Raw genomic sequence first — 23521 nt, forward strand, 5'->3', positions numbered from 1 at the left:
TGGAGCACGGCACACGCATCGGCATGTCGTCGCTCTCTTATTGGGTCGTCTGACGGGGTGGATTGGTCGTTTTTGCGGCAAAAGCCGGCGCGTTCGCGGGGGTTGCGGCAAAGGCGGGATAATACCCGAATCCCCTTCGTCTCCCGTGTCTGCACCCCCTCGCGGCGTGCGATTTGCTCCGGTTCACCCGGTTTTTCCGATGTCTCTCTCCCATTCCGATATCGCGCGCATCGCTTCGTTGGCGAAGCTGCAATTGGCTCCCGACGAAAGCGAGCGCATGCTTGGCCAGATCAATGGCTTCTTCGACCTGGTCGAACGCATGCGTGCCGTCGACACCACCGGCATCGCGCCGCTGGCCCATCCAGTGGCCGCAATTGAAGATATTTCATTGCGCCTGCGCGACGACGTAGTGAGCGAGGCGAACAACCGCGAAGCCAACCAGAGGAGCGCGCCGGCCGTCGAGGCGGGCCTGTTCCTGGTGCCGAAGGTGATCGAATGAGCCGGCCCGACCTCCACCAACAGGGCGTGGCCCAGCTCGCCCGGGCGCTGGCAGCGCGCGAGGTGTCGGCCGTGGAAACGGCGCAGCACTTTCTCGATCGTGCCCGCACCCACCAGTCGCTCGGCGCCTTCGTCGCGCTGGACGCCGACCTGACCCTGGCCCAGGCCCGCGCCGCCGACGAGAAGCTCGCTGCCGGCGGTGCGCCTTCGCTCACCGGCGTGCCGATCGCGCACAAGGACATCTTCGTCACCACCGACTTCCCGACCACCGCCGGCTCGCGCATCCTGGCGGGCTACCGCTCGCCGTTCGACGCCACCGTGGTGCGCAAGCTGGCCGAGGCCGGCACCGTCACGCTCGGCAAGCTGAGCTGCGACGAATTCGCAATGGGCTCGGCCAACGAGAACGTGGCCGTGCCCGCGATCGGCTTCGACGCCGCCACGCCGGTGAGCAATCCGTGGGACGTGAGCCGCATCCCCGGTGGCTCGTCGGGCGGCAGCGCCGCGGCCGTGGCCGCGCGCCTGACGCCGGCCGCGACCGGCACCGACACCGGCGGCTCGATCCGCCAGCCTGCCTCGTTCTGCGGCGTGACCGGCATCAAGCCGACCTACGGCCGCGCCTCGCGCTACGGCATGGTGGCATTTGCCTCCAGCCTCGACCAGGCCGGCCCGATGGCCCGCTCGGCCGAGGATTGCGCGCTGCTGCTGTCGGCGATGTGCGGACCGGATCTCGATCGCGATTCGACCTCGATCGACCGTCCGGCCGAAGACTTCTCTCGCAGCCTGGGCGACTCGCTCGAAGGCCTGCGCATCGGCGTGCCGAAGGAATTTCTGGGTGACGGCGTCGCGCCCGGGGTGCGCGCGGCGATCGATGCGGCACTGGCCGAGTACGAGAAGCTCGGCGCGAAACGCGTGGCGATCACGCTGCCGCGCACCGAGCTCTCGATCCCGGTCTACTACATCCTGGCCGCGGCCGAGGCATCGAGCAACCTGAGCCGTTTCGACGGCGTCAAGTTCGGGCACCGCGCCGCGAAGTACAAAGACCTGGCCGACATGTATGCCCAGACGCGCGAGGAAGGCTTCGGCGACGAGGTCAAGCGCCGCATCATGATCGGCACCTATGTGCTGAGCCACGGCTACTACGATGCCTACTACCTGCAGGCGCAGAAGGTGCGCCGCATGATCGCCGACGATTTCCAGCAGGCCTTTGCGCAGTGCGACCTGATCGCCGGCCCGGCCGCGCCGACCGTCGCCTGGAAGCTCGGCGAACACGGCGACGACCCGGTGGCCGACTACCTGGCGGACATCTTCACGCTGCCCGGCTCGCTGGCGGGTCTGCCGGGCATGAGCCTGCCAGCGGGTTTCGGCGAAGCCAACATGCCGGTGGGCCTGCAGCTCATCGGCAACTACTTCGGCGAAGCGAAACTGCTGAATGCCGCCCACCGGTTCCAGCAGGCCACCGATTGGCACACCCGCACCCCGGAGGGCTTCTGAGATGAGTGAGACCGCTGTCGTGAACCCCTTCGCTGAAGCGCAAGCCGGCCGCCCCACAGGCCCGCTGGTGCAGGGCTTCGAAGTCATCATCGGCTTCGAGACCCATGCCCAGTTGTCGACCGCGAGCAAGATCTTCAGCCGCGCCTCCACCGCCTTCGGCGCCGAGCCCAACACGCAGGCCTGCGCGGTCGACCTGGCGCTGCCCGGCACGCTGCCGGTGATGAACAAGGGCGCGGTCGAACGCGCGATCAAGCTCGGGCTCGCGCTCGGCTCGCACATTGCGCCGCGCAGCGTGTTCGCGCGCAAGAACTACTTCTACCCCGACCTGCCCAAGGGCTACCAGATCAGCCAGTTCGAGATCCCCGTTGTGCAGGGCGGCTCGGTCAGCTTCTTCGTCGGTGACGAGCAGAAGACCGTGCGCCTGGTGCGCGCCCATCTCGAGGAGGATGCCGGCAAGTCGCTGCACGAGAACTTCGTCGGCCAGAGCGGCATCGACCTGAACCGCGCCGGCACGCCGCTGCTCGAGATCGTGACCGAGCCCGACATGCGCTCCACCGCCGAGGCCGTGGCCTATGCCAGGGAGCTGCACAAGATCGTCACCTGGATCGGCATCTGCGACGGCAACATGCAGGAAGGCAGCTTTCGCTGCGACGCCAACGTGTCGGTGCGCCGGCCCGGCGCGCCGCTCGGCACGCGCCGCGAAATCAAGAACCTGAACAGCTTCCGGTTCATGCAGCAGGCGATCGACTACGAGATCCGCTGGCAGATCGGCGAGATCGAGGACGGCCGCGCGATCCAGCAGGCCACCGTGCTGTTCGACCCCGACACCGGCGAGACGCGCGCCATGCGCACCAAGGAAGACGCGGCCGACTACCGCTACTTTCCCGACCCCGACCTGCCGCCGCTGGTGATCGCGCAAGACTGGATCGACCGCGTGAAGGCCGGCATGCCCGAGCTGCCGCGTGCGATGGCCGAGCGCTATGTGCGCGACCACGGGCTGTCGGCCTACGACGCCGCGCAGCTCACACAGAGCACCACGCTCGCGCGCTACTTCGATGCCACGGTCGCGGCCGGCGGCACGCCCAAGCTGGCCAGCAACTGGATCACGGGCGAACTGACACGGCGGCTCAATGCGCAGGAGATCGGCATCGAGGCTGCGCCGGTCAAGGCCGCGCAGTTGGGCCAGCTGATCGCGCGCATCAGCGACGGCACGATCCCGAACAACGCGGCGCGCCAGGTCTTCGATGCGTTGTGGAGCGGCGAAGGCAGCGACGTCGACGCGATCATTGAGACCAAGGACCTGAAGCCGATGAACGACACCGGTGCGCTCGACAAGATCATCGACGGCGTGTTGGCCACGAATCAGAAGAACATCGACGAGTACCGCGCCGGCAAGGACAAGGCCTTCAATGCGCTGGTGGGCCAGGTCATGAAGGCCAGCCAGGGCAAGGCCAATCCGGCGCAGGTCAATGCGCTTTTGAAAGCCAAGTTGGGTTGAAGCGGTGAGGTGCCATCGATCCGGCTTTGCCGGTCGATCGGCGCCGCCCCCGGCAGGGCGAGCCCTATTTCGCGACGCCGCCTGCGTCGACCGTCCACAGTTGGCGCAGGCGCGCGCGCTCCTCGTCGAAGCGCGCATTCACGCGCTTCTTCTCGTCTTCCTGCTCGCCGATGAAGCGGTTTTGCACCACCGCGCTCTGGGCGTTGTCGTCCAGCTGGCGGCGGATCGAGGCCGGCGCCTTGCTCGCATCGCCCTTGTAAAACTCGAGCTCGTCGTCGACCTTCTTGCGCTCGTCGACCAGCTCGGCCTGGCGCTTGCGCGCGGCGTGGATCACGGCGTCGATCTGCGAGATCGCTTCCTTGCGCTCGCGTTCGTGCGCTGCGAGGTTGGGGTAGCGCATCAACAGCGCCCGCTCGCGCCGCCGATCCTCGTTTTGCCGCAGCGCGACCAGCGCGGCCTGGCGCGCACGCTCATCGCGCTCGGCCTGCTCCTTGGCGGTGTAGGTCGGCTCGATGCGGCGCCGGGTGGTACCGCTCGGGTTGAGTTCGCGCTGCTCGCGGTCCACGCAGTCGGCAATGGGCCGATCCGACGTGATATTGCGGCCGCGCGAATCGATGCAAGTGTAGATGCCGGCGGGCGCCGCCTGGGGCTGCGCCTGCACGATGCCGGTCAGCAGCAACAACGGCAGCCCGGCAAGGTATACGGCGAAGCGCACGGCATCGTTCCTTTAGATTTGTCGTCAGGTTGCGCCGTAGCGCTCCCGGTAGGCCAACACTCCCGCACGGTGGGCGTCCAGCGTGCGGTCGGCGCGGCCCGTGAGGTACTGTAACAAGTCATCGAGCGTGGCGATGGCCGTTACCTGCAAGCCGAGCTGATTTCGTACATATTGCACGGCGCTGTAGTCCACGTCGGCGCCGTTCTCGGTTGCCTTCTCCTGCCGGTCCAGCGCAATCGCCACCGCATGCGGCGTGGCGCCGGCCGCCTCGATGATCGCGATCGACTCGCGCACCGCGGTGCCGGCCGACATCACGTCGTCGACGATCAGCACCCGGCCCCGCAGCGGTGCGCCGACCAGGCTGCCGCCCTCGCCATGCGCCTTGGCCTCCTTGCGGTTGTAGGCAAACGGCACATTGCAGCCACGCCGCGCGAGCTCGACCGCCACCGTGGCGCCCAGCGGAATGCCCTTGTAGGCCGGGCCGAAGACCATGTCGAACTCGAGCCCGCTGGCGATCAGCCGCTCTGCATAGAATCCGGCCAGCCGGGCCAGCTTGGCGCCGTCGTCGAACAGCCCGGCATTGAAGAAATACGGACTGATGCGGCCCGACTTGATCTTGAACTCGCCGAAGCGCAGCACACCGGCATCGAGTGCGAACTGCACAAAATCCTGGGCCAGCTGCTTCGAGCCATTGTCCGAACCACCACTCACAGCCATCTGGAAATCCTTGTTGTGTTCAAACTGACCAGCCTCAACCTCAATGGCCTGCGCTCGGCCTCCACCAAAGGCGTGGCCGACTGGGTGGCCGAACTGGCGCCGGATTGTATTTGCATGCAGGAGATTCGCGTGCAGGCCAGCGACGTCACCGGCCGCTTCGAAGAGATGGCCGGGCTCAAGGGCCATTTCCACTACGCCGAGAAAAAAGGCTACGCCGGCACCGCGATCTACACCCGGCACGTGCCGAGCGACGTGATCGTCGGCTGGGGCGACAAGGAGTTCGATGCCGAGGGCCGGTATCTCGAACTGCGCTTCGACACGCCCAAGCGGAAGTTCTCGGTCATCAGCTGCTACTTTCCGAGCGGCTCGTCGGGCGAGGAGCGCCAGGCTGCCAAATTCCGCTTTCTGGCGGGCTTCTTCCCCTACCTGATCGCGCTGAAGAAAACGCGTGAGTTCGTGCTGTGCGGCGACATCAACATCGCGCACAAGGAAATCGACCTCAAGAACTGGCGCGGCAACCAGAAGAACAGCGGCTTCCTGCCCGAAGAGCGCGCCTGGATGACCCGGCTGCTCGATGCGGGCACGGAAGGCGCCGGCCTGGTCGACGTCTACCGGATGCTGAAGCCCGACACCACCGACGCCGCCTACACCTGGTGGAGCAACCGTGGCCAGGCCTACGCCAACAACGTGGGGTGGCGGCTCGACTACCACCTGGCCACACCGAAGACCGCGGCACTAGCGCGCAGCGAAGAGATCTACAAGACCGTGAAGTTCAGCGACCACGCGCCGATCACGGTCGACTACGACTTCACGCTTTAGCCGTAACCGTAGCCAGGGTCAGGCCAGCTCGAACAGCACGTCCTGCGCGCCTTCCCACAGCACCTTGGTGCCCAGCTTGCGCAGGTTTTCCTTGCCTTCGACGATGGTGAGGAAGTGGTTGCCGGCGAGTTGCCCCATCTTGCTGGCGAAGCTGCAGGCGCCATAGGCCAGGATGATCTCGGTTTCGCTGTAGCCGCCCGGATAGAACAGGATGTCGCCGACCGACGGGTGGCTGGTGTGGTTCTCGAAGCCCACTGGCGCGCCGTCGGCCTCGAGCTTGAACTCGCCCAGCGGCACCCAGCAGCCTTCGCCGCTCCAGCGCACATGGATCAGCTTTTGCCGATAGGGCAGCAGCTTGGCAAACGCGGCCACGGTGAGCGGCGCATCAGGGTGGGTTTCGGCGACGAAGTCGAAGCCGCCGGCGGTGATCTTGAGTCGGGTCATGAGGGTTTTCAGGGATGGGCTGCAATTTTGCAGCAGTGGCGCCGCGGCTGCGGATCACGGCATCTGGCGCGAGATATGGGCGATCTGCCTGCTGGGCAATCTAACCCGCCGCATGCCGCGCCATATGCACCTGATGCAGCGTGATCTTCCGCACCTCGGCCTGGCTCGTCTCGATGTGCGCGCGCAGCAGCATCGCGGCCTGGTCGCCGCGGTTGGCGCGCACAGCTTTCAGGATCTTGGCGTGCTCGTCGTAGGTGGCGTCGATGCGCGGCTGCTTGGTGAAGTCGAGCCTGCGGATGATGCGGATGCGGTCGGTCACGTCGCTGTGCACGCGGGCCATCTCGGCGTTGCCGGCTGCGGCGACCAGTGCGCAGTGGAACTCCTCGTCCCACTGCGCGACCTGGGTGGCGTCGGTGCTGCGTTGCGCGGCGGGCACCAGCCAGATGCCGACCAGCTTGTCGAGCAAGCCGCGGTCGATGTGGCGGTCGGTCTCGCAGAGGCGGTGCGCGGCGGTGGTCTCCAGCACCATGCGCAGGTCGTACAGCTGCTCGAACTGGTCGAAGTCGAAGGGCAGCACGCGCCAGCCGCTCCGGAACAGCACCTCGACATAGCCCTCCTGCTGCAGCCTGAACAGCGCCTGCCGCACCGGTGTGCGTGACACGCCGAGGCGTTCGCTGATCTCGTTTTCGGTGAAGCGGTCGCCGGGCACCATGCGGAACTCGGCGACATCCCGCTTCAGTTGCGCATACACCTCGTCGGCGCGCGTGCGGAACACGACGGCATCGACAGCGGCGGCGGGATGGGGAACGGCTTGGACGATGGGCACCGTGGAATGTTAGTCGCTGCTGCAGTCCGGGTCAGGCGGCGGGCAGAACGGCCAGCAGCGCCGCGCTCGGCGCCGTCCAGCCGACGATGGCGCCCTGCGCGCGGATCATCTCGACCGCTGCGGTCTTGAACGCGGGGAAATAGCTTTCGGTGCAGTCTTCCAGCAGCAGGCCGTCGTAGCCGCGGTCGTTGGCCTCGCGCATGGTGGTCTGCACGCACACCTCGGTGGTCACGCCGGCAAACAGCAGGTGCGTGATGCCCCTGGCCTGCAGCATCTCGTGCAGGCCGGTGGCATAGAAGGCGCCCTTGCCGGGCTTGTCGATGACGATCTCACCGTCGATGGGCGCGAGCGCGTCGATGATCTGGTTGCCGGGCTCGCCCATCACGAGGATGCGGCCCATCGGGCCTTCGTCGCCGATGCGCAGTGTCGGCGCGCCACGGTTGCGTTTGGCGGGCGGGCAGTCCGACAGGTCGGGCTGGTGCGCCTCGCGCGTGTGCACCACCAGGCCGCCCGCCTGGCGCCAGGCCTGCAGCACGGCCTGGGTCGCCGGCACGATGGCTTCGAGCAGCGACACGTCGTTGCCCAGCGTTTCGCCAAAACCGCCGGGCTCGATGAAGTCGCGCTGCATGTCGATGATGACGAAGGCGGTGCTGGCGATGTCGAACGGGTAGGCGAACGGGGTCGCGTCGATCTGCAGCAAGCTCATGCAGCCTCCGCAACAACAGCTTCGCCCGCGTGGTGGCCATGGCCGTGGTCGCCACCGCCCATGTGTGCGCCGAGCACATGGCGCTCGGCCGTGGCCGCGTCGGTCTCGTAGACGATGCGGCCTTCGCTCATCACCACGATGCGATCGGCCAGCTCCAGCAGTTCGTCGATGTCTTCGCTGATGAGCAGCACCGCGCCGCCCTTCTCGCGCACCTGCATGATGCGGCTGTGGATTTCGGCCACGGCCGCGAAGTCGAGGCCGAACACCGGGTTGGCCGCGATCAGCACGTCGATGTCGCCAGCCAGTTCGCGCGCGAGCACGGCGCGCTGCACGTTGCCACCCGAGAGGCTGCGGATCGGCGCGCCCTCACCCTGCGTCTTGACGCCGTACTCGGCAATCCATTCGCGCGCGCGGCTGCGCCACACCGGAAAGCGCAACAGGCCGCCGCTGGCCAACGGCGGTTGATCGAAGTCGCGCAGCGCCATGTTCTCGGCCACGCTGAGATCGCCGACGCAGGCGTTGCGCAGCGGCTCTTCGGGCAGGCTGCGCACCTTCAGGCGGCGGTTCTCCTCGCGCCTTGCGAGATAGGGCTCGCCGCGCACCGTGACCTTGCCGGCCAGGCGCGGACGCTGCCCCACGAGTGCTTCGACCAGCTCACGTTGGCCGTTGCCCGAGACACCGGCCACGCCGAGGATTTCGCCGGCGCGCACCTGCAGGCTCAGGTCGTGCACGGCCAGCGTGCCGCGGTCGCCCTGCGCCACCAGGCCGTCGACCTGGAGCAACACCTTGGCATCGCGGGCCGTGGCTTGCGCACCATGCAGCGCGCGGCCGGTGAGCGCGGCGGGCGCCCCCAGTGCGTCGGGCAGTCCCGCCTCGGGCGGTGGTGCGTCGCCCTCGCCCATCATCGAAGCTGCGAGCTGCGCCGGGCTGGTGTCGGCCACGCGGCAATGCTTGACGGCCTTGCCGCGGCGCAGCACCGTCACGCTGTCGGCATACGCCATCACCTCGCGGAACTTGTGCGTGATGATGAGCACGGTGCACATGCCGCTTTGCGCAAAGGCGCGCACATGGCCCAGCACCTCGTCGGCCTCCTGCGGCGTGAGCACCGAGGTGGGCTCGTCGAGGATCAGCAAACGCGGCTTCAGGTAGAGCTGCTTCAGCAGTTCGAGCTTCTGCTTCTCGCCAGCCGCGAGCGACGACGGCGTCACGTCCAGATCCAGGCTGAACGGCGTGGTTGCGAGGAACGCCTGCAGCTCGGCGCGCTTGACCTTCCAGTCGATCAGCGCGGGTGTCTTGCCGCCCGCGAGCAGCAGGTTCTCGGCGACCGTCATGCCGGGCGCCAGCGTGAAGTGCTGGTAGACCATGCCGATGCCGAGCGCGCGCGCCACGATGGGGTTGGCAATGTCCTGCTCGCGCCCGTCGATCAAGATGCTGCCCTCCTCCGCGCGCTGGAAGCCGGCCACGCATTTCACCAGCGTGCTCTTTCCTGCCCCGTTTTCGCCGAGCAGCGCGTGCACCGTGCCGGGTTCCACGCGCATGGTCACGCTGTCCATCGCGGTGAAGGTGCCGAAGCGCTTGGTGAGCTGGTAGGTGTCGAGCGCAAGGGCGCCGGTGCCGGCGGGCAAGGCGCCGATGGGTGTCGTGGCGGCTTCTTCGGGCATGGTGTCCTCGCGGGGTGGTCAGGTGAGCGCCGCCAGCAGCGCCGTGGACTCGGCATGCGCGCCGAACACGCCGCCCTGCATCGTGATCATCTTGAGCGCGGCCAGGTGGTTGCCGTGGTCGGTGGCGGCAGTGCAGTCCGACAGCAGCAGGCATTCGAAGCCGCGGTCGTTGGCGTCGCGCATGGTGGTGTGCACGCACACGTCGGTGGTGATGCCGGCCAGGATCAGGTTCTCGATGCCGCGCGTGCGCAGGATGAGTTCCAGGTCGGTGGCGTAGAACGAGCCCTTGCCCGGCTTGTCGATGACGACCTCGCCCGGCAGCGGCGCCAGCTCCGGAATGATGTCCCAGCCCGGCTCGCCGCGCACCAGGATGCGGCCGCACGGCCCATCGTCGCCGATGCCCACGCCGTTGGCGCCGATCTGGCGCGAGCGCCAGCGCTTGTTGGGCGGCAGGTCGGCCAGGTCGGGCCGGTGCCCTTCGCGCGTGTGGATGATGTGAAAGCCCAGAGGCCGCAATGCCGCCAGCGTGCGCGCGATCGGCTGGATCGGCGCCTGCACCAGCGACAGGTCGTAGCCCATCACGTCGACATAGCCGCCCTTGCCGCAGAAGTCGGTCTGCATGTCGATGACGATGAGCGCGGTGTTCTCCGGACGCAGGTCGCCGTTGTACGGCCAGGCGTAGGGTTGGGCTGCAACGGTGGCGGTCATGGGATGTCTTTTACCGTGTCGAAGAGAGTTCACCCGGGCTGCCGATCGCCACGCTGCCCGGCTTGCAGGTGAGGACCAGGATCACGAGCGTGAGCACGTAGGGCACCGTGTTGAACAGGTGATAGCCCCAGCCCACGCCAACCGACTGCAGCGCCGGCCCGATCGCACCCGCACCGCCGAAGAGAAATGCTGCGCCGACGCAGCGCAGCGGGCTCCAGCGCGCGAAGATCACCAGCGCCACCGCGATCAGGCCCTGCCCGCTCGAGATGCCTTCGTTCCAGCTGCCCGGATAGAACAGCGTGAGCGATGCACCGCCGAGCCCGGCGATGGCGCCGCCCGCCGTGGTGGCCGCGATGCGGATGCCCGACACCGAGTAGCCCAGTGCGCGCGTGGCGTTGGCCGAGTCGCCCGCCATGCGCACCAGCAGGCCGGCGCGCGTGCGGGCGAAGGCCCACCAGAGAAACACCGCGAGCACGATGCCGATCGGCACCAGCGCATTGATCTGCAGCGCCGCGCGCACCACCGTGTTATCGCTCCAGAAGCCGAGCGGAATGGCCGGGAGCTGCGGCGCCTGCGGCTGAATCAGCGGCTTGCCGAGGTAGAACGCGAGCCCAGTGCCGAACAGCATCAGCGCGATGCCGGTGGCCACGTCGTTGACGCGGTCGAGCGAGCACAGCAGGCCATGCAGCAGCGCGAGCACCGCGCCGGCCGCGGCACCGACCAGCACGCCGATCCAGGCCGAGTCGGCGAGGTAGGCCCCGCCGAAGGCCGCCATGGCCGACAGCACCAGCACGCCTTCGAGACCCAGGTTGATGCGGCCCGATTTCTCGGTGAGGCATTCGCCCAGGCTCACGAACAAGAACGGCGCACCCACGCGCAAGGCGCCGCCGACGATGCCGGCCACGAGCGCGATCCACTGGTCGGCGGTCATGCAGTGGTCTCCTTCACCAGCTTGGGCTGAACCGCGCGCGGCATGCGGTTCCTGAGCAGCGTCTTCCAGTCGACCATGCGCAGGCCTTCGCTCGCCAGGATCAGCACGAAGGCGATGCCCTGCAGCACCTGCACCGACGCATCGGGCAGGCCGAGCCGGCGTTGGAGCAGGCTGCCCGCCGCGCCGAAGCCCCCGAACAGGATGGCCACGGGGATGATCGCAATGGGGTTGTGCCGCGCAATGAACGACACCAGGATGCCCGCGTAGCCGTAGCCCGCGATCATCGAAGCGTTGGCATTGGTATGCACTGCCGCCACCTCGACCGCACCGGCCAGCCCGGCGCAGGCGCCACCCAGGCCGCAGGCCGCGAGGATGAGCCGCGTGGCCGGCAGGCCCACGAGTTGCGCGGTGCGCGGATTGCCGCCGACCACGCGAATCGAGAAGCCCGACGCCGTGGCGCGCAGCCAGAGCCCGAGCCCGATGCAGGCCACCGCGGCAATCGCCAGGCCCCAGTGCACGTCGGAGCCGAACATGCCGCCGATCAGCAGCCCTTCGGCCAGCGGATGCGTCGAGGGCTTGTTCAGGCTGGCCGGGTCGCGCAGCAAGCCTTCGACCAGGTGCTTGAAGATGCCGATGGCAATGTAAGCGAGCAACAGGCTGCTGATGGTTTCGTTGATGCCGCGGTACTGGCGCAGCCATCCGGCCAGCATGATCCACAGCGCGCCGGCGACGGCGCCGGCGAGGCACACGAACACGGTGCCGACGATGTTGCCCGGCAGCGGCACGATGTAGGGCAGCGCGGCGCAGGCCAGACCGCCTAGCACCAGCGCGCCTTCGCCGCCGATGATGATGAGCCCCGCACGCGCCGGAATCGCGACGCACAGCGCCGTCAGCATGAGCGGCGCGGCGCGCTGCAGCGTGTTCTGCCACGAGAACCAGTCGCCGAACGCGCCCTTGAACAGCGTGATCCACACGTCCACCGGATTGACCCCGGCGAACCAGACCAGCACCCCGAACACCAGCAACGCCGCCGCGATGGCGAACGCCGGCAGGGCGATTTCCTTAATGGCGTTGCGCATGATGCGTGCCCCTGTCTTCAGGCGCGGGCAGCCGCGGAACCGGTTTTTCCGGGCCGCCGGCTGCGCCCCCTTGCAAAGGGGGTTGGCGAAGCGACACGCAGTGCGCGAAGGCTGGGGGATGTCATCCGATGCTACCGAGCACGCCTTCGACCAGGTAGTTCATCTTTTCGAGCTCGAGGTCGGTCTGCTTGAGCACCTTGCCGGCCGGAACTACCACGGCGCCCTTGTTGTCCTTGATGCCGTCCTTGAAGATGTCGAAGTTGCCCGCGAGCATCTTGGCTTTGATCTCGTCAGCCTGCTTCTTCGCGGCATCGGTGACCATCGAGCCGTAGGCCGACATCTTCACGAAGCCTTCCTTCAGGCCTCCGCGCAGGAAGTTGGGGTGCGGCTTGCCGGTCTGCGCCGCGTCGATGATGGTCTTGTACGCGGTGAGCCAGTTCCACTCGGCACCCGTGAGGTACGCGGCGGGCGCCAGCTTGGCCTGGCTCGCGTGGTAGCCGCACACCATCTTGCCGCGCTTGGCGGCCGTCTCGACCACCACCTTGGGGCCGTCGACGTGCATCGTGAACACGTCGCAGCCCTGGTCGGCCAGGCTGTTGGTGGCCTCGGCTTCCTTCACGGCCATCGACCAGTCGCCGGTGAAGATCACGCTGCAGGTGATGCCGGGCTTGACCGAGCGCGCACCGAGCGTGAAGGCGTTGATGTTGCGCAGCACCTGCGGAATCGGCTTGGCGGCGACGAAGGCGATCTTGTTGCTCTTGGTCATGTGCGCCGCGATCACGCCGTTGAGGTACTGGCACTCGTCGATGTAGCCGAAGAAGCTGCCCGCGTTCTTCGGATGCTTGCCTTCCGTCCACATGCCGCCGCAATGCGAGAAGCGCACGTCGGGGTACTTGGCGGCCAGCGCCAGCAGGTGGGGATCGAAGTAGCCGAACGAGGTGGGGAACAGGAGCTTGGCGCCGTCCTGCGAAATCATGCCGGTCATGGTCTTCTGTACCGCGGCGGTTTCGGGCACGTTCTCTTCCTCGACCACCTTGATGCCGGGCAGCTTCTTGATTTCGGCAGCGGCCTGTGCGTGCGCCTGGTTGTAGCCGTAGTCGTCGCGCGGGCCGACGTAGATCACGCCCACGGTCAGCGGCTTCTGGGCATTGGCAAGCGCGCTCCAGCCGCCGAGCGTGGTGGCGGCGCCGAGCGCAGCGATGGATTTGAGGGAGTCGCGACGGTTGATCTGGCTCATGGTGTGCTCCAAAGAAAAACGGAAACAGGGCGGGATTAACTTGGATACAAGACGGTGTGCATAAAGCGTGCCTGCGTGAGTTAGCCCAGCAGGCTCACGTGTGCGGCCACCACGCGCCAGCCTTGTGCGGTGCGCATCCAGGTCTGGCTCTGGCGCCCCGTCCTTGGGCTTCCGTGGCGCTGGAACTCGACGTTGGTGGTGGCGAAATCGGTGCCGTAGGTGGTGATGACGGTGCGCAGGATGTCGCGCGAGAGGCCGGTCGCGGGCCGGCCGGCGCGGAAGTTCTTGATGGCGTCGTAGCCGTAGAGGTTTTCGGTGGCGCCGTAGCGCAGCGTGTGCGCGCTGTCCCAGAACAGTTCGTCGAGCACGTCGACCTTGTTGTTCACGAGTGCGTCTTCGTAACGCGCGAAGGCGGTGGTGACTTCGGCCACGATGTCGGGCAGGTTGATGGCCAGGGACATTGCTTCATTCATGTCGGTTACTTGGGTTCGTTCGTTCGTTCGTTCGGGGCGTGTGCCGAGGACACCGGGTACTCCCCTCCGCGAATGTCCCCCGCCTTCGGCTCCTCCTTTATTTCGCTGCGTGGAGCACCCGATGCCCTCGGCACGGGACACGCTGTGTTGTGTTCGTCGATGAACCGCGGCTCTGACGGATCTCGCCGATGGCGTGCTCTGCGCAGCGAAATAAAGGAGGAGGCCGAAGGCCGGGGGACATTCGCGGAGCAGAGCACGCCGTCGGCGTGATCCCGCCCCGAGCCAACCATCCAGGTCATAGCCCCGCCACCGGCGACTGAACCACCCCAGCGCTTTCGAGCGCCGCCGCAACACGCAGCACAAGGTCTTCGCGCCACGGTGCACCGATGACCTGCACGCCGATCGGCAAGCTGGCATGCGCGCCCCACACCGGCACGCCGCACACCGGCAGCCCGATGCACGAGATCGGCTGCGTCAGCACACCCATGTTCGGGCGCACCGGCAGTTGGTGGCCGTTGATGTCGAACCATTCCGCACCGATCGGCGTCGCGGCGCAAGGCGTGGACGCAGCCAGCAGGATGTCGAAGCGCTCGAACAGCTTTGCCACCCGCTCCGCATACAGACGCCGCACGCGCTGCGCCCGCGCCACCCAAGCCGCCGGCAACAGCGCACCGGCGAGGAAGCGGTCGCGCGAGAGCGGTTCGAAGTCTTGCGGGCGCTTGCGCAGGTTGGCCAGGTGCAGCGCGGCGCCTTCCGAATTCGTGATGAGAAACGCGGCGGCGCGGCCGGCCTCGACCATCGGCAACTCGACGACCTTGCGGGCGCCCAGCGCTTCGGCCACGCGATCGACAGCGCTCAGGGCGTCGGCCTGCGCGCGCTGGCGGAAGTAGCCACCGAGCACGCCGATGCGCAGTCCGGCCAGGCCGTGCGTCAGTTGCGACGCGGTGGGCTCGATGGCACGCTGCACGCAGCCGGGATCGTGCGGCTCGACCGCCTCGGGGCCCTGCATCGCGTCGTAGGCGAGTGCGAGGTCGCGCACCGAGCGTGCGAACGGCCCGAGGTGGTCGAGGCTCGAGATGAACGGGTAGCTGCCGGTGCGCGGCAGGCGCCCGAAGGTCGGCTTGAGCCCGAAGATGCCGCACAGCGAGGCCGGCACACGGATCGACCCGTTGGTGTCGGAGCCGAGCGTGAGCGGCACCTGGCCGGCCGCGACCGCCGCGCCCGAACCGCCCGACGAACCGCCCGCGACGCGCGTGAGGTCGTGCGGGTTGCGCACTGCGCCCACGTGGCTGTTCTCGGTGGTGAAGCCGTAGGCGTACTCGTCCATGTTGAGCGCGCCGACCAGCACCGCGCCGGCGCTTTCGAGTCGCCGCACCAGGGCCGCGTCCGCGCGCATCGGCGTGCTGTCGCGCTCGATCTTCGAGCCGGCGAGCGTGGGCAGGCCGGCGATGTCGAACAGGTTCTTGACGGCGAAGGGCACGCCCAGCAGCGGCAGCTCGCGTGTGCGCGCGCCGTTGGCCGAGGCGAGCGATGCATCGACCTGGCCGGCGCGCCGCAACGCGCGTTCGCGCACCACGTCGGTAAACGCGTTGACGCGTGGTTCGGTCGCGGCAATGCGGTCCAGGCTGGCCTGCACCAGGGCGACGGCACTGACCGCGTTGCTGCGCACCGCATCGGCCATTGCCGATGCGTCTTTCAGCAGAAGTTCGGCTGCACTCATGCCTCCGGCTCCTTCGGCGACACCGGCACGAAGCTCACCGCGGGCTCCGCATGCGGATCGAGCGGCACGGCCTCGACCAGCGCCGCCATTTCCGCGGCCAGCGCGAAGTAGCGCAGCACGCCGGGGCGATGCTCGGGCCGCAGCTTCAGGTCGAGCGCCGCGGCAGCCGCGTCGACATAGGCTTCGGTCTGGGCGGGCGTCATCGCCGGACTTCCCTTTGGAAGATCTCGAGGCTGAGCTTCTTCGTCGCGATGAAGCTGGCCGCGCTGAGCGTGTCGAGCGTGCGCGGCCGCGCGTCGCCGTAGGCAAGGATCTCGGCCACCTTGGTCGGCCGCTTGGTCAGCAGCAGCACCTGGTCGGCCAGGTACACGGCCTCTTCGAGGTCGTGCGACACCAGCAGCATGGTGGTGCCGGTCTGCATGAACACCTCCTGCAGCTTCTCGCGGATGAACAGCGTCATCTCGAAGTCGAGCGCCGAGAACGGCTCGTCGAGAAACAGCACCTCCGGGTTGGGCGCCAGCGCGCGCATGATCGATGCGGTCTGCTGCTGGCCGCCCGAGAGTTCGTAGGGAAAGCGCTTCAGGTCGAACTTGACGTCGAACGACGCCACCAGCTCTTCCATGCGGCGGTCGACTTCGGCCTTCGACTTGCCTTCCAGCTTGAGCGGGTAGGCGATGTTATCGATGGTGCGCATCCACGGGAACATCGCTTCGCGGTAGTTCTGGAACACGTAGCCGATCTTGGTGTCCTTGAGCGACTTGCCGTCGAACAGGATCTCGCCCGAGTCGATCGGGATCAGGCCCGCGATCATGTTGATCAGCGTCGACTTGCCGCAGCCGTTGGGCCCGAACACCGAGACGATCGCATGCTTCGGAATGTCGAGATCGAAGTTCTCGTAGAGCGGCCAGCCCGCGAAGTATTTGGTCAGGCCGCGCATGGTGATGTGCGTGCCGGCCGGCCCGGGCTGGAAAGCCGGCTTCGGCACGTCGGCGTAAACCGGGCCGTTGAGGACAATGTCAGACGAAGCGCGCATACAAGCCTCCAGATGCGGTAATACCGGAACGGGCGAATCGAGGCGCCGCGCAGCGAGCGCCGTTCGTGAGCCGCCGCGGAACCGGCTTTGCCGGGCCGCAGGCGGCGCCCCCTCGCAGGGGGTTGGCGAAGCGACACGAAGTGCGCGAAGACTGGGGGTGGGCCATTACCTTCCGCTCCAGTGCACGATGCGGCGCTCGGCCACGAGGAAAAGGATGTTGAGCGCATAGCCCAGCGCGCCGGCCGCGAGGATGGCGGCATACATGCTCTTGACGTTGAGCACCTGCTGCGCGTCGATGATGCGATGGCCGAGGCCGTTGTCGCTGCCGATGAACATCTCGGCCACGATCACGATCACCAGCGCCATCGACACGGCCGAGCGCAGGCCCACGAACGAGGGCTGCAGGCTTTCCCAGATCAGCACGTCCTTGAAGATCTGCCAGCGCGAGGCGCCCATCACGCGCGCCGCCATCACGCGCTGCTTGCGCGCGTTGATGACACCGTAGGCGCTGTTGAAGATGACGATCAGGAACGCGCCGAAGGCCGCGATCGCCACCTTGTTGATGTCGGACACGCCGAAGATCAGCAGGAACAGCGGAATCAGCGCCGACGAGGGTGTCGAGCGAAAGAAGTCGATCAGGAATTCGACGCTGCGGTAGGCCTTCTCGTTGCTGCCCAGCAGCACGCCAAGCGGCACGCCGACGATGGCGGCGATCGCGAACGCCTGCAGCGTGCGCCACACGGTGACCGCAAAGTCGAGCAGCAACGGCCCGCCCGCAAGTCCGGTGATGAGCGCAGAGACGGTGTCGGCCGGCGTCGGCAGCAGGATCGGCTTGATGAAGCCGAGGCGCACCACCAGATCCCACAGGATGAACAGTGCGATCGGGCCGATGGCGGGCAGCCAGCGGTCCCACACCGGCTTCTTCGGCACCGCGCTGGCGGTGGCAGCGGCGGCCGGGGGCGCCCACGGCGCGGCGGCGGCAGAGGTCGGTTCGGCCATGGTCAGGCCTTGTAGAGCAGGCCGTCCACCAGCACCTTCTTTTCGAAGATACCTTTCTCGGTGAACAGGTCGTAGAACTTCTGGAAGTACGCCACGTCGCTCGGCTTGAACTCGTTGTAGAGCATGTACGAGGCGAGCGGCACCTCGGCGGTGAGCGGGCCCTCGATGGCGGTGTAGCCCTTCATGTACTGGCGCGCATCGTCGGGCTTGCTGCGCACCAGTTCGACACCGCGCGCGTAGGCGGCGATGAACTTCTTCGACACCTCGGGGTTCTTCTTGATGAACTCGGTGGTCAGGCTGGCCGCGCCGCCGTGCCAGGGTGCCATCGGGTCGCCCAGGATGTACCGGGCGACCACGCCGGCCTCGATCACGCGCGTGGTGCCGTTCATGCGGCCGATGGTGCCGGTCGGCTCGAGCGTGTAGCAGGCGTCGACCTGGCCGGCCACCAGCGAGGCGACGTGCTGGCCGATCGGCAGTTCCGACACCGTCGCACCGGTGGCGCCGGCGCGCTCCAGCATTGTCTTGCACAGCGTGACGTTCTGGATGCCGGGGCCGGACGCGACCTTCTTGCCCTTGAGGTCCGCCATGGTCTTGATCGGGCTGTCCTTGCCGGTGATGAACTCGTCGAGCACGAACTTCGCGTTGCTCGGGTTGGTGCAGAAGATCTTGAACAGGCCCGGCTGCGCGATCTCGCCGATCGCGAGGTTGGCCGAGCCGGTGCCGTTGGAGCTGCCGTCGGAGCGGCCCGACAGCATCGCCTCCATCACCTGCTGGGCACCGGCAAACTTGAGCGGCTCCACGTCGAGGCCCGCTTCCTTGAAATAGCCCTTCTCGATCGCCGCAAAGAACGGCAGACCAGCCGCCACCGGCCAGAAGCCGATGCGGATCTTCGGGCCGCCCTGGGCGCGCACGATGGCGGGTGCGGCCAGCACACCGAGGCCGGCGGCGCCTGCTTGCAGCAGTTTGCGGCGCGACGGCCCGGAAGAGATTGGCTTGGGGGTCATGGAACGCTCCTGAGTGAAATGAAGCGGCGCCAGCCGCCGTGTTGTGTGATGTCTTCGGCACCTTCGAGCGCCAGCGCTTCGCACAGAAAGCCCTGCACGCTGCTGCCGTCGGCCAGCGTCAGGCTGCCGATGCCAAGTGGCGCCGGAATGAGCGCGACGAAGCTGCCGTAATGCGCGACGGGCATCTCCCATACCTCGACCGCGATGGCGCCGCCGGTGCCGGGCGCGACGCGCACCATGCCGGGCTTGGGCGGCACGGTGCCGGGCAAGGCGTAGAGGCGGTACTGCGGCGCGGTCTGCGTTTCGGCCACCAGCCGCGCACCGCGCTCGCGCAGCTGGCCGTTGAGCGGCATGCCCGACAGGTGGGCGCCGACGACCGCGACCTTGACGGTGTCGGAAGTCATCGGCATTGCGACCGGCGGCGGCATCGGCTGCCCGGTCGCACCCAGCGTAAGGCCGGTGGCGTGGTGGTAGCGCTGGCCCAGCTCGGCCAGTTGCAGGTCGCTGCCGCAGGGGCCGATCAGCGTGATGCCGAACGGCAGCCCGTCGGGTCGGATGCTGCTGGGCACCGACAGCGCCGCGTAGTCGAGCAGGTTGACGAAGTTGGTGTACGCGCCGAGTTCGCGGTTGCGCGCCACCGGGTCGGCCAGCATCGCCTCGATGGTGCAGTGGGTGGGTGCGGTCGGCACCAGCAGCAGGTCGATGTGCTGCCACATCGGTGCCACGCGCTGCGCGATTTCGCGCAGGCGGATCTGCGCGTCGACGAAGTCGGCCGCGTCGTAATTGCGGCCGCTCGCGAGGATGCTGCGCACCGGCTCGATCACGTCGGCCTCGTGGGCATCGAAGAACGGGCGCACCGCGGCGTAGCGCTCGGCCACCAGTGCGCTGTCGTAGAGCAGCGCGGCGGCTTCGGCCAGCGGTGCGTAGTCGATCGCCACGCGCTCGCCCCCGAGTGCTTCGAGCCGCGCGATTGCGTCGTTGAAGGCCGCCGCTGCAAGCTGGTCGCCGAAGAATTCGAGGGCTGCGGGCACGCCGAACAGGAAGCGCGCCGGCAGCGGCGCGCCAAGCAGCCGCAGCGGCCGCGCATAGGGGTCGGCCGCGTCGAAGCCCCGGGCCACATGCAGCACCTGCAGCGCAAGCGCCACGGTAGGCGCGAAGACCGAGACGCAGTCGACGCTCTGCGCCGCCGGCAGCACGCCGCGCGTGCTCAGCAGCCCCTTGGTGGGCTTCAGCCCGACGATGTTGTTGAGGCCGGCCGGCACGCGCCCCGAACCGGCGGTGTCGGTGCCGAGCGCGAAGTCGACCTGGCCGGCGGCGACCACATAGGCCGAGCCAGAGCTGGAGCCGCCCGATACATAGCGCGCGTCGAAGGCATTGGGCACGGCGCCGTACGGCGAGCGCGTGCCGTTCAGGCCGCAGGCGAACTGGTCGAGGTTGGTCTTGCCGACCAGCGTGGCACCGGCATCGAGCAGGCGCTGCACCACATGGGCGTGTTCCGCCGGAAAGCGCTCGAACGCCGGGCAGGCGGCCGTGGTGGGCACGCCGGCGGCGTCGATGTTGTCCTTGATCGCGAAGCGCAGCCCCGCGAGCGGCCCGGTCTGCGCGCCCTGCACCGGCACGGCGAAGCGCGCGATCCAGGCGGCGGCGGCGGTTTCGTCATTCGAAGCGGGCCCGGCGAGCGGAGCCATTTCATGCACCATCATCAAGCATCCTGTCTTGTGTACATGATTAGATGCAAGCGGCGTGCCAGCCGGTTTTTCGGCCGCAAGGGGGTCAAAATGGCGGTAATCGAGGAAGCAAGAAACCATCCATGACCGAAGCCGATCAAGTTCCACCCCTGCCCGACCATCTGTCGATCGACCCGCGCAGCCCGCACCACGTCGCTGCCGTGTTCGAGCGCGACATCGGCATCCGCTTCAATGACAAGGAGCGGGCCGACGTGGAGGAGTACTGCATCAGCGAAGGCTGGATCAAGGTGCCCGCAGGCCGGACGCTGGATCGCAAGGGCAAGCCGCTGCTGATCAAGCTGAAGGGGCGGGTCGAGGTGTTCTACCGGTAATCAACCACGGGTCTCCCGTCCAACCATCATGAAAAAACTTGCTGTCCTGGCCTTCCTGGGCCTCATGAACACCTTCAGTGCCGTGGCCCAGAGCGACATCGACGTGTACGAAAGCGACCGCAGGTACTGCGCCAGCGGCCGCTCCGGCGTCGACTTCAATTCCTGCATGCGGCAACTGCGGCGCGACCGCGACCGCGACCACGACCGGTATGAACGGCGTGAGTACGAACGGCGGGACTACGACCGCCGCCAGCAATGGGCCGATCAGCCGCCGCCACCGCCGACGTACCGTCAATGGCAGGACCAACCCAGGGAGCAGCCCAAGCTGAGCGACATGCAGCAGCGCGCGCTGGACAACTGCATGATGCTGGCGCCGCGCGACCAGCCGAGGTGCCGCGCCACGGTGATGTCGACGGTGCGCTGAGGGCGGCGGCGCGTCAGTCCTGCCGGCCGCCACCGGCGCTCAGCTCGGCCCAGTCGAGCTCCTGCACCAGCACGCGATAGGCGTCGTCGCCGATCACGTCGTCGCGCCGCAGTTCGAACGCGCGCTGCCGCGCCACCGCGATCGCGCGGCGCCGCAGCGGTCCGCCGGGCACCTCGTCGACCGGCGCGTCGGGCGCCTGGCTGGTGTTCAGATCGACCACCGCACCGTATTCCTTGCGCAGCAACTTCGCGGCGAGCGTGTCGTCGTCCTTGATCGCATCGAGTAGCGCGCGGTACGCATGCGTGCGACCGAGCCGGATCTCGCGGCCGACCGGGTCGTCGTCGGTCAGGCCCATGAAGCGGATCAGCGGCGCCATCGTCAGGCCCTGCAGCACCAGCGTGCCAAGCACGACCGCAAACGCGCACAGCAGGATCAGGTCGCGGAACGGGAATGGCGCGCCGCCGGGCAGCGTTTCGGGAATCGCGAAGGCCGCGGCCAGCGTCACGATGCCGCGCATGCCTGCCCATGAGAGCACGATGCCGCTGCCGAAGGTGGGCGGCGTGCGACCGGCACTGGCGGCGCGCCGGCGCTTCAGTGCGTGATAGCTCAGCACCCACACGAAGCGGGCTGCAATCGTGACCACCAGCACCACCGCAGCGGTGACGAGCGCATCGGTGCGCGCGCCGCCCGCCTCGAGCCGCTCCCAGATCGGCCGCAGCTGCATGCCGATCAGCACGAACGCGAAGGCGTTCAGCACGAACACCACTGTCTCCCACACCGCGAAGATCGGCACGCGCATGTGCGCGGGCATTTGCGGGCCACTGCGCCGTGCGACCGTCATCGCATACGTAACCAGGGTCAGGATGCCGGAGAGCCCGATCGCCTCGGCCGCGATCCAGACGCCGAAGGTCAGCGCGAACTGCACGATCAGCGCGATCGGGACGTCGCGAAGCCCGGCTGTCAACGGCCGCAGCGCATACGCGCAGCCCACGCCGGCGGCAAGGCTGCCGAACACGGTCAGCAGGAACACCGGCGCGAAGCTGGCAAAGCCGAGGTGCCCGGCCAGCATGGCCATGATGGCGAGCCGGTACACGAGCAGCGCGCTCGCGTCGTTCAGCAGGCTTTCGCCTTCGAGGATCTTCAGCAGCTTGTGCGGCAGCTTGACCTGCCGCATCACCGCGGTGGCCGCAGCGGCGTCGGGCGGCGCCACGATGGCGCCGAGCGCGATCGCCACCGGCCACGGCATCTCCGGCACCAGCCAGCGCGCCGTGAACGCGACCGCCAGCACCGTGGTGCCCACCGCTGCGATGACGAGCCCCGCCACCGGCCGCCAATTGGCACGCAGGTCGCGCAGCGAGGTGTCGTAGGCGGCGTCGACCAGCACCGGCGCAACGAAGAGCGTGAGCGCAAGGTGCGGGTCAAGCGTCCAGCGCGGGCTTTCGGGCACAAAGGCGAGCAAGGTGCCGCCAAGCGCCAGAAAGGTCGGATACGGCGCGCCGACCTTGCGCGCGAGTGCCGCGAGCAGCGCTGCGCCGAGCAGCAGCACGATGATCCATTCGAAGGTGGTCATGGCGGGCGGGGTCTTTCAGGGGCGGTTCGGATGGGTCATTGTCGGCGGCGCGGCCGTTTGGCGCAGCGCCGGAATGCCTCCCGATCCGAAGCCTCTCAAGGCCCGGCCCGATGAGTAACACGCCCCCGATGGCGATCACGCCGGTCAGTCGGTGGCCGGCTCGTAGCGGTCGTGGTGGCGCACCCAATCCATCGCATAGACCGGGTTGTGCTCGTCGCGGCCCTTCGGCATGAGGTCGAGCAGGTTGTAGGTGCCCATCATCACTTCCACGCCGCGCTCGTAGGTCGAGTAGGTGTGAAAGACATCGCCCGCGCCGTCCTTGCAGAACACGCTGATGCCGGGCGCCTCCTCGCTCGGGAACGGACGCACGCTGTAGTTGTAATAGACCTCGCCCCTGGCCATCGCTTCCGGCGTGAAGCTGACGCCGAAGTCGTGGTTGAAATCGCTGCCATGCGACGAGACCCACTTGAACTGCCAGCCCATGCGCTGGCGAAAGCGCTCGATCTCGTCCAGCGGCGCGCGCGAGACCACCAGCAGCGTGACGTCGCGGTGTTCGAGGTGCACCTGCATTCCGGCGATGTGGTCGGCCATGAAGGAGCAACTCGGGCAACCCTGCTCCCACCCCGGGCCGAACATGAAGTGCTGCACCAGCAGCTGGCTGCGGCCTTCGAACAGATCGGGGAGCGAGCGCCGGCCCTCGGGAGTGTCGAAGGTGTAGTTCTTCTCGACGCGCTCCCACGGCAGCGCACGGCGTTCGCGGGCGATCTGGTCGCGCAGGTGCGTCAGTTCCCTTTCGCGCGCCAGCAGCGACTTGCGCTCGGCAATCCATCGCTCCTTCGACACGACGGGGTGGTTCAAGGTGTTGGCTTGTTCGGCAATGGCTGTGTTCATGACGGACTCCTTGTGCGT

At 67.7% G+C, this 23521-nt stretch carries 25 protein-coding genes; 6 read left to right on the top strand and 19 right to left on the bottom strand.

The window, feature by feature from the left end:
• Positions 1–199: 199 nt before the first annotated feature.
• The 3 genes from gatC to gatB are packed head-to-tail and all read left to right on the top strand — an operon-like array spanning position 200 to position 3487.
• Entirely contained in the window at positions 200–499 is a 300-nt protein-coding gene (gatC, locus tag QTI05_RS07830) for an Asp-tRNA(Asn)/Glu-tRNA(Gln) amidotransferase subunit GatC (protein WP_286623745.1), read from the top strand.
• Positions 496–1989: an Asp-tRNA(Asn)/Glu-tRNA(Gln) amidotransferase subunit GatA gene (gatA, locus tag QTI05_RS07835; protein WP_286623746.1), complete on the top strand. Its 1494-nt coding sequence runs from the start codon at positions 496–498 to the stop codon at positions 1987–1989. Before gatC ends, gatA begins: the two co-directional genes overlap by 4 nt.
• Before the next feature lies 1 nt (position 1990).
• Positions 1991–3487: an Asp-tRNA(Asn)/Glu-tRNA(Gln) amidotransferase subunit GatB gene (gene gatB, locus QTI05_RS07840; protein WP_286623748.1), complete on the top strand. Its 1497-nt coding sequence runs from the start codon at positions 1991–1993 to the stop codon at positions 3485–3487.
• A 64-nt stretch (positions 3488–3551) separates the two neighbouring features.
• Here gatB and QTI05_RS07845 read toward each other — a convergent pair whose 3' ends face one another.
• Together QTI05_RS07845 and pyrE are read right to left on the bottom strand one after the other, a co-directional pair.
• A complete protein-coding gene (locus QTI05_RS07845; protein WP_286623749.1) occupies positions 3552–4202 on the bottom strand; it encodes a DUF4124 domain-containing protein in 651 nt (216 codons plus the stop codon).
• 24 nt (positions 4203–4226) lie between these two features.
• On the bottom strand, positions 4227–4919 hold the full coding sequence (pyrE, locus tag QTI05_RS07850) for an orotate phosphoribosyltransferase (RefSeq protein ID WP_286623751.1): 693 nt from the start codon (positions 4917–4919) through the stop codon (positions 4227–4229).
• Between the two features lie 15 nt (positions 4920–4934).
• Here pyrE and QTI05_RS07855 point away from each other — a divergent pair, with 15 nt between their 5' ends.
• Positions 4935–5738 carry an exodeoxyribonuclease III gene (locus tag QTI05_RS07855; RefSeq protein WP_286540933.1) on the top strand — a complete coding sequence of 268 codons (804 nt, stop codon included), beginning with the start codon at positions 4935–4937 and terminating at the stop codon, positions 5736–5738.
• Between the two features lie 18 nt (positions 5739–5756).
• Here the strand turns inward: QTI05_RS07855 and QTI05_RS07860 are convergent, their stop codons facing one another.
• The 15 genes from QTI05_RS07860 to atzF form a co-directional block, all read right to left on the bottom strand.
• On the bottom strand, positions 5757–6182 hold the full coding sequence (locus QTI05_RS07860; protein WP_286623752.1) for a DUF3830 family protein: 426 nt from the start codon (positions 6180–6182) through the stop codon (positions 5757–5759).
• Between the two features lie 100 nt (positions 6183–6282).
• The gene (locus QTI05_RS07865; RefSeq protein WP_286540930.1) at positions 6283–7008 is read right to left on the bottom strand and encodes a GntR family transcriptional regulator; all 726 of its coding nucleotides are present in this window, start codon (positions 7006–7008) and stop codon (positions 6283–6285) included.
• Positions 7009–7039: 31 nt separating this feature from the next.
• Complete coding sequence (locus QTI05_RS07870) at positions 7040–7714, bottom strand: cysteine hydrolase family protein (RefSeq protein ID WP_286623754.1); 675 nt, start codon at positions 7712–7714, stop codon at positions 7040–7042.
• Positions 7711–9375 carry an ABC transporter ATP-binding protein gene (locus tag QTI05_RS07875; protein WP_286623755.1) on the bottom strand — a complete coding sequence of 555 codons (1665 nt, stop codon included), beginning with the start codon at positions 9373–9375 and terminating at the stop codon, positions 7711–7713. Before QTI05_RS07875 ends, QTI05_RS07870 begins: the two co-directional genes overlap by 4 nt.
• A gap of 18 nt (positions 9376–9393) precedes the next feature.
• On the bottom strand, positions 9394–10083 hold the full coding sequence (biuH, locus tag QTI05_RS07880; RefSeq protein ID WP_286540927.1) for a biuret amidohydrolase: 690 nt from the start codon (positions 10081–10083) through the stop codon (positions 9394–9396).
• A gap of 10 nt (positions 10084–10093) precedes the next feature.
• On the bottom strand, positions 10094–11014 hold the full coding sequence (locus QTI05_RS07885; RefSeq protein WP_286540926.1) for an ABC transporter permease: 921 nt from the start codon (positions 11012–11014) through the stop codon (positions 10094–10096).
• Positions 11011–12093 (bottom strand): ABC transporter permease, encoded by a 1083-nt coding sequence (locus QTI05_RS07890; RefSeq protein ID WP_286623757.1) that lies wholly within the window; start codon positions 12091–12093, stop codon positions 11011–11013. The genes QTI05_RS07885 and QTI05_RS07890 overlap by 4 nt, the downstream gene beginning before the upstream one ends.
• Positions 12094–12214: 121 nt before the next feature.
• Positions 12215–13330 carry a BMP family ABC transporter substrate-binding protein gene (locus tag QTI05_RS07895; RefSeq protein WP_286623759.1) on the bottom strand — a complete coding sequence of 372 codons (1116 nt, stop codon included), beginning with the start codon at positions 13328–13330 and terminating at the stop codon, positions 12215–12217.
• Positions 13331–13410: 80 nt separating this feature from the next.
• Complete coding sequence (gene hpxZ / locus QTI05_RS07900; RefSeq protein WP_286624636.1) at positions 13411–13785, bottom strand: oxalurate catabolism protein HpxZ; 375 nt, start codon at positions 13783–13785, stop codon at positions 13411–13413.
• A 313-nt stretch (positions 13786–14098) separates the two neighbouring features.
• On the bottom strand, positions 14099–15523 hold the full coding sequence (locus QTI05_RS07905; protein WP_286623761.1) for an AtzE family amidohydrolase: 1425 nt from the start codon (positions 15521–15523) through the stop codon (positions 14099–14101).
• Entirely contained in the window at positions 15520–15726 is a 207-nt protein-coding gene (locus tag QTI05_RS07910) for a DUF4089 domain-containing protein (RefSeq protein ID WP_286623763.1), read from the bottom strand. The genes QTI05_RS07905 and QTI05_RS07910 overlap by 4 nt, the downstream gene beginning before the upstream one ends.
• Positions 15723–16556, bottom strand: a complete 834-nt coding sequence (locus QTI05_RS07915; protein ID WP_286623765.1) for an ABC transporter ATP-binding protein — start codon at positions 16554–16556, stop codon at positions 15723–15725. The genes QTI05_RS07910 and QTI05_RS07915 overlap by 4 nt, the downstream gene beginning before the upstream one ends.
• Positions 16557–16721: 165 nt before the next feature.
• Positions 16722–17555, bottom strand: a complete 834-nt coding sequence (locus QTI05_RS07920) for an ABC transporter permease (protein ID WP_286623766.1) — start codon at positions 17553–17555, stop codon at positions 16722–16724.
• Between the two features lie 2 nt (positions 17556–17557).
• A complete protein-coding gene (locus QTI05_RS07925; protein ID WP_286623768.1) occupies positions 17558–18559 on the bottom strand; it encodes an ABC transporter substrate-binding protein in 1002 nt (333 codons plus the stop codon).
• Positions 18556–20262, bottom strand: a complete 1707-nt coding sequence (atzF, locus tag QTI05_RS07930) for an allophanate hydrolase (protein ID WP_444812871.1) — start codon at positions 20260–20262, stop codon at positions 18556–18558. The genes QTI05_RS07925 and atzF overlap by 4 nt, the downstream gene beginning before the upstream one ends.
• Positions 20263–20369: 107 nt before the next feature.
• On the opposite strand from atzF, the gene QTI05_RS07935 reads away from it, so the two are divergent.
• On the top strand, positions 20370–20618 hold the full coding sequence (locus tag QTI05_RS07935) for a DUF3297 family protein (protein ID WP_286623770.1): 249 nt from the start codon (positions 20370–20372) through the stop codon (positions 20616–20618).
• A gap of 28 nt (positions 20619–20646) precedes the next feature.
• A complete protein-coding gene (locus tag QTI05_RS07940; RefSeq protein ID WP_286623771.1) occupies positions 20647–21042 on the top strand; it encodes a hypothetical protein in 396 nt (131 codons plus the stop codon).
• Positions 21043–21055: 13 nt separating this feature from the next.
• Here the strand turns inward: QTI05_RS07940 and QTI05_RS07945 are convergent, their stop codons facing one another.
• Positions 21056–22612, bottom strand: a complete 1557-nt coding sequence (locus QTI05_RS07945) for a cation:proton antiporter (protein WP_286540911.1) — start codon at positions 22610–22612, stop codon at positions 21056–21058.
• Between the two features lie 144 nt (positions 22613–22756).
• Positions 22757–23503 carry a DUF899 domain-containing protein gene (locus QTI05_RS07950; RefSeq protein ID WP_286623773.1) on the bottom strand — a complete coding sequence of 249 codons (747 nt, stop codon included), beginning with the start codon at positions 23501–23503 and terminating at the stop codon, positions 22757–22759.
• Positions 23504–23521: the final 18 nt, after the last annotated feature.

This window comes from Variovorax fucosicus (genome assembly GCF_030316825.1).
Lineage (GTDB): Bacteria > Pseudomonadota > Gammaproteobacteria > Burkholderiales > Burkholderiaceae_C > Variovorax > Variovorax fucosicus.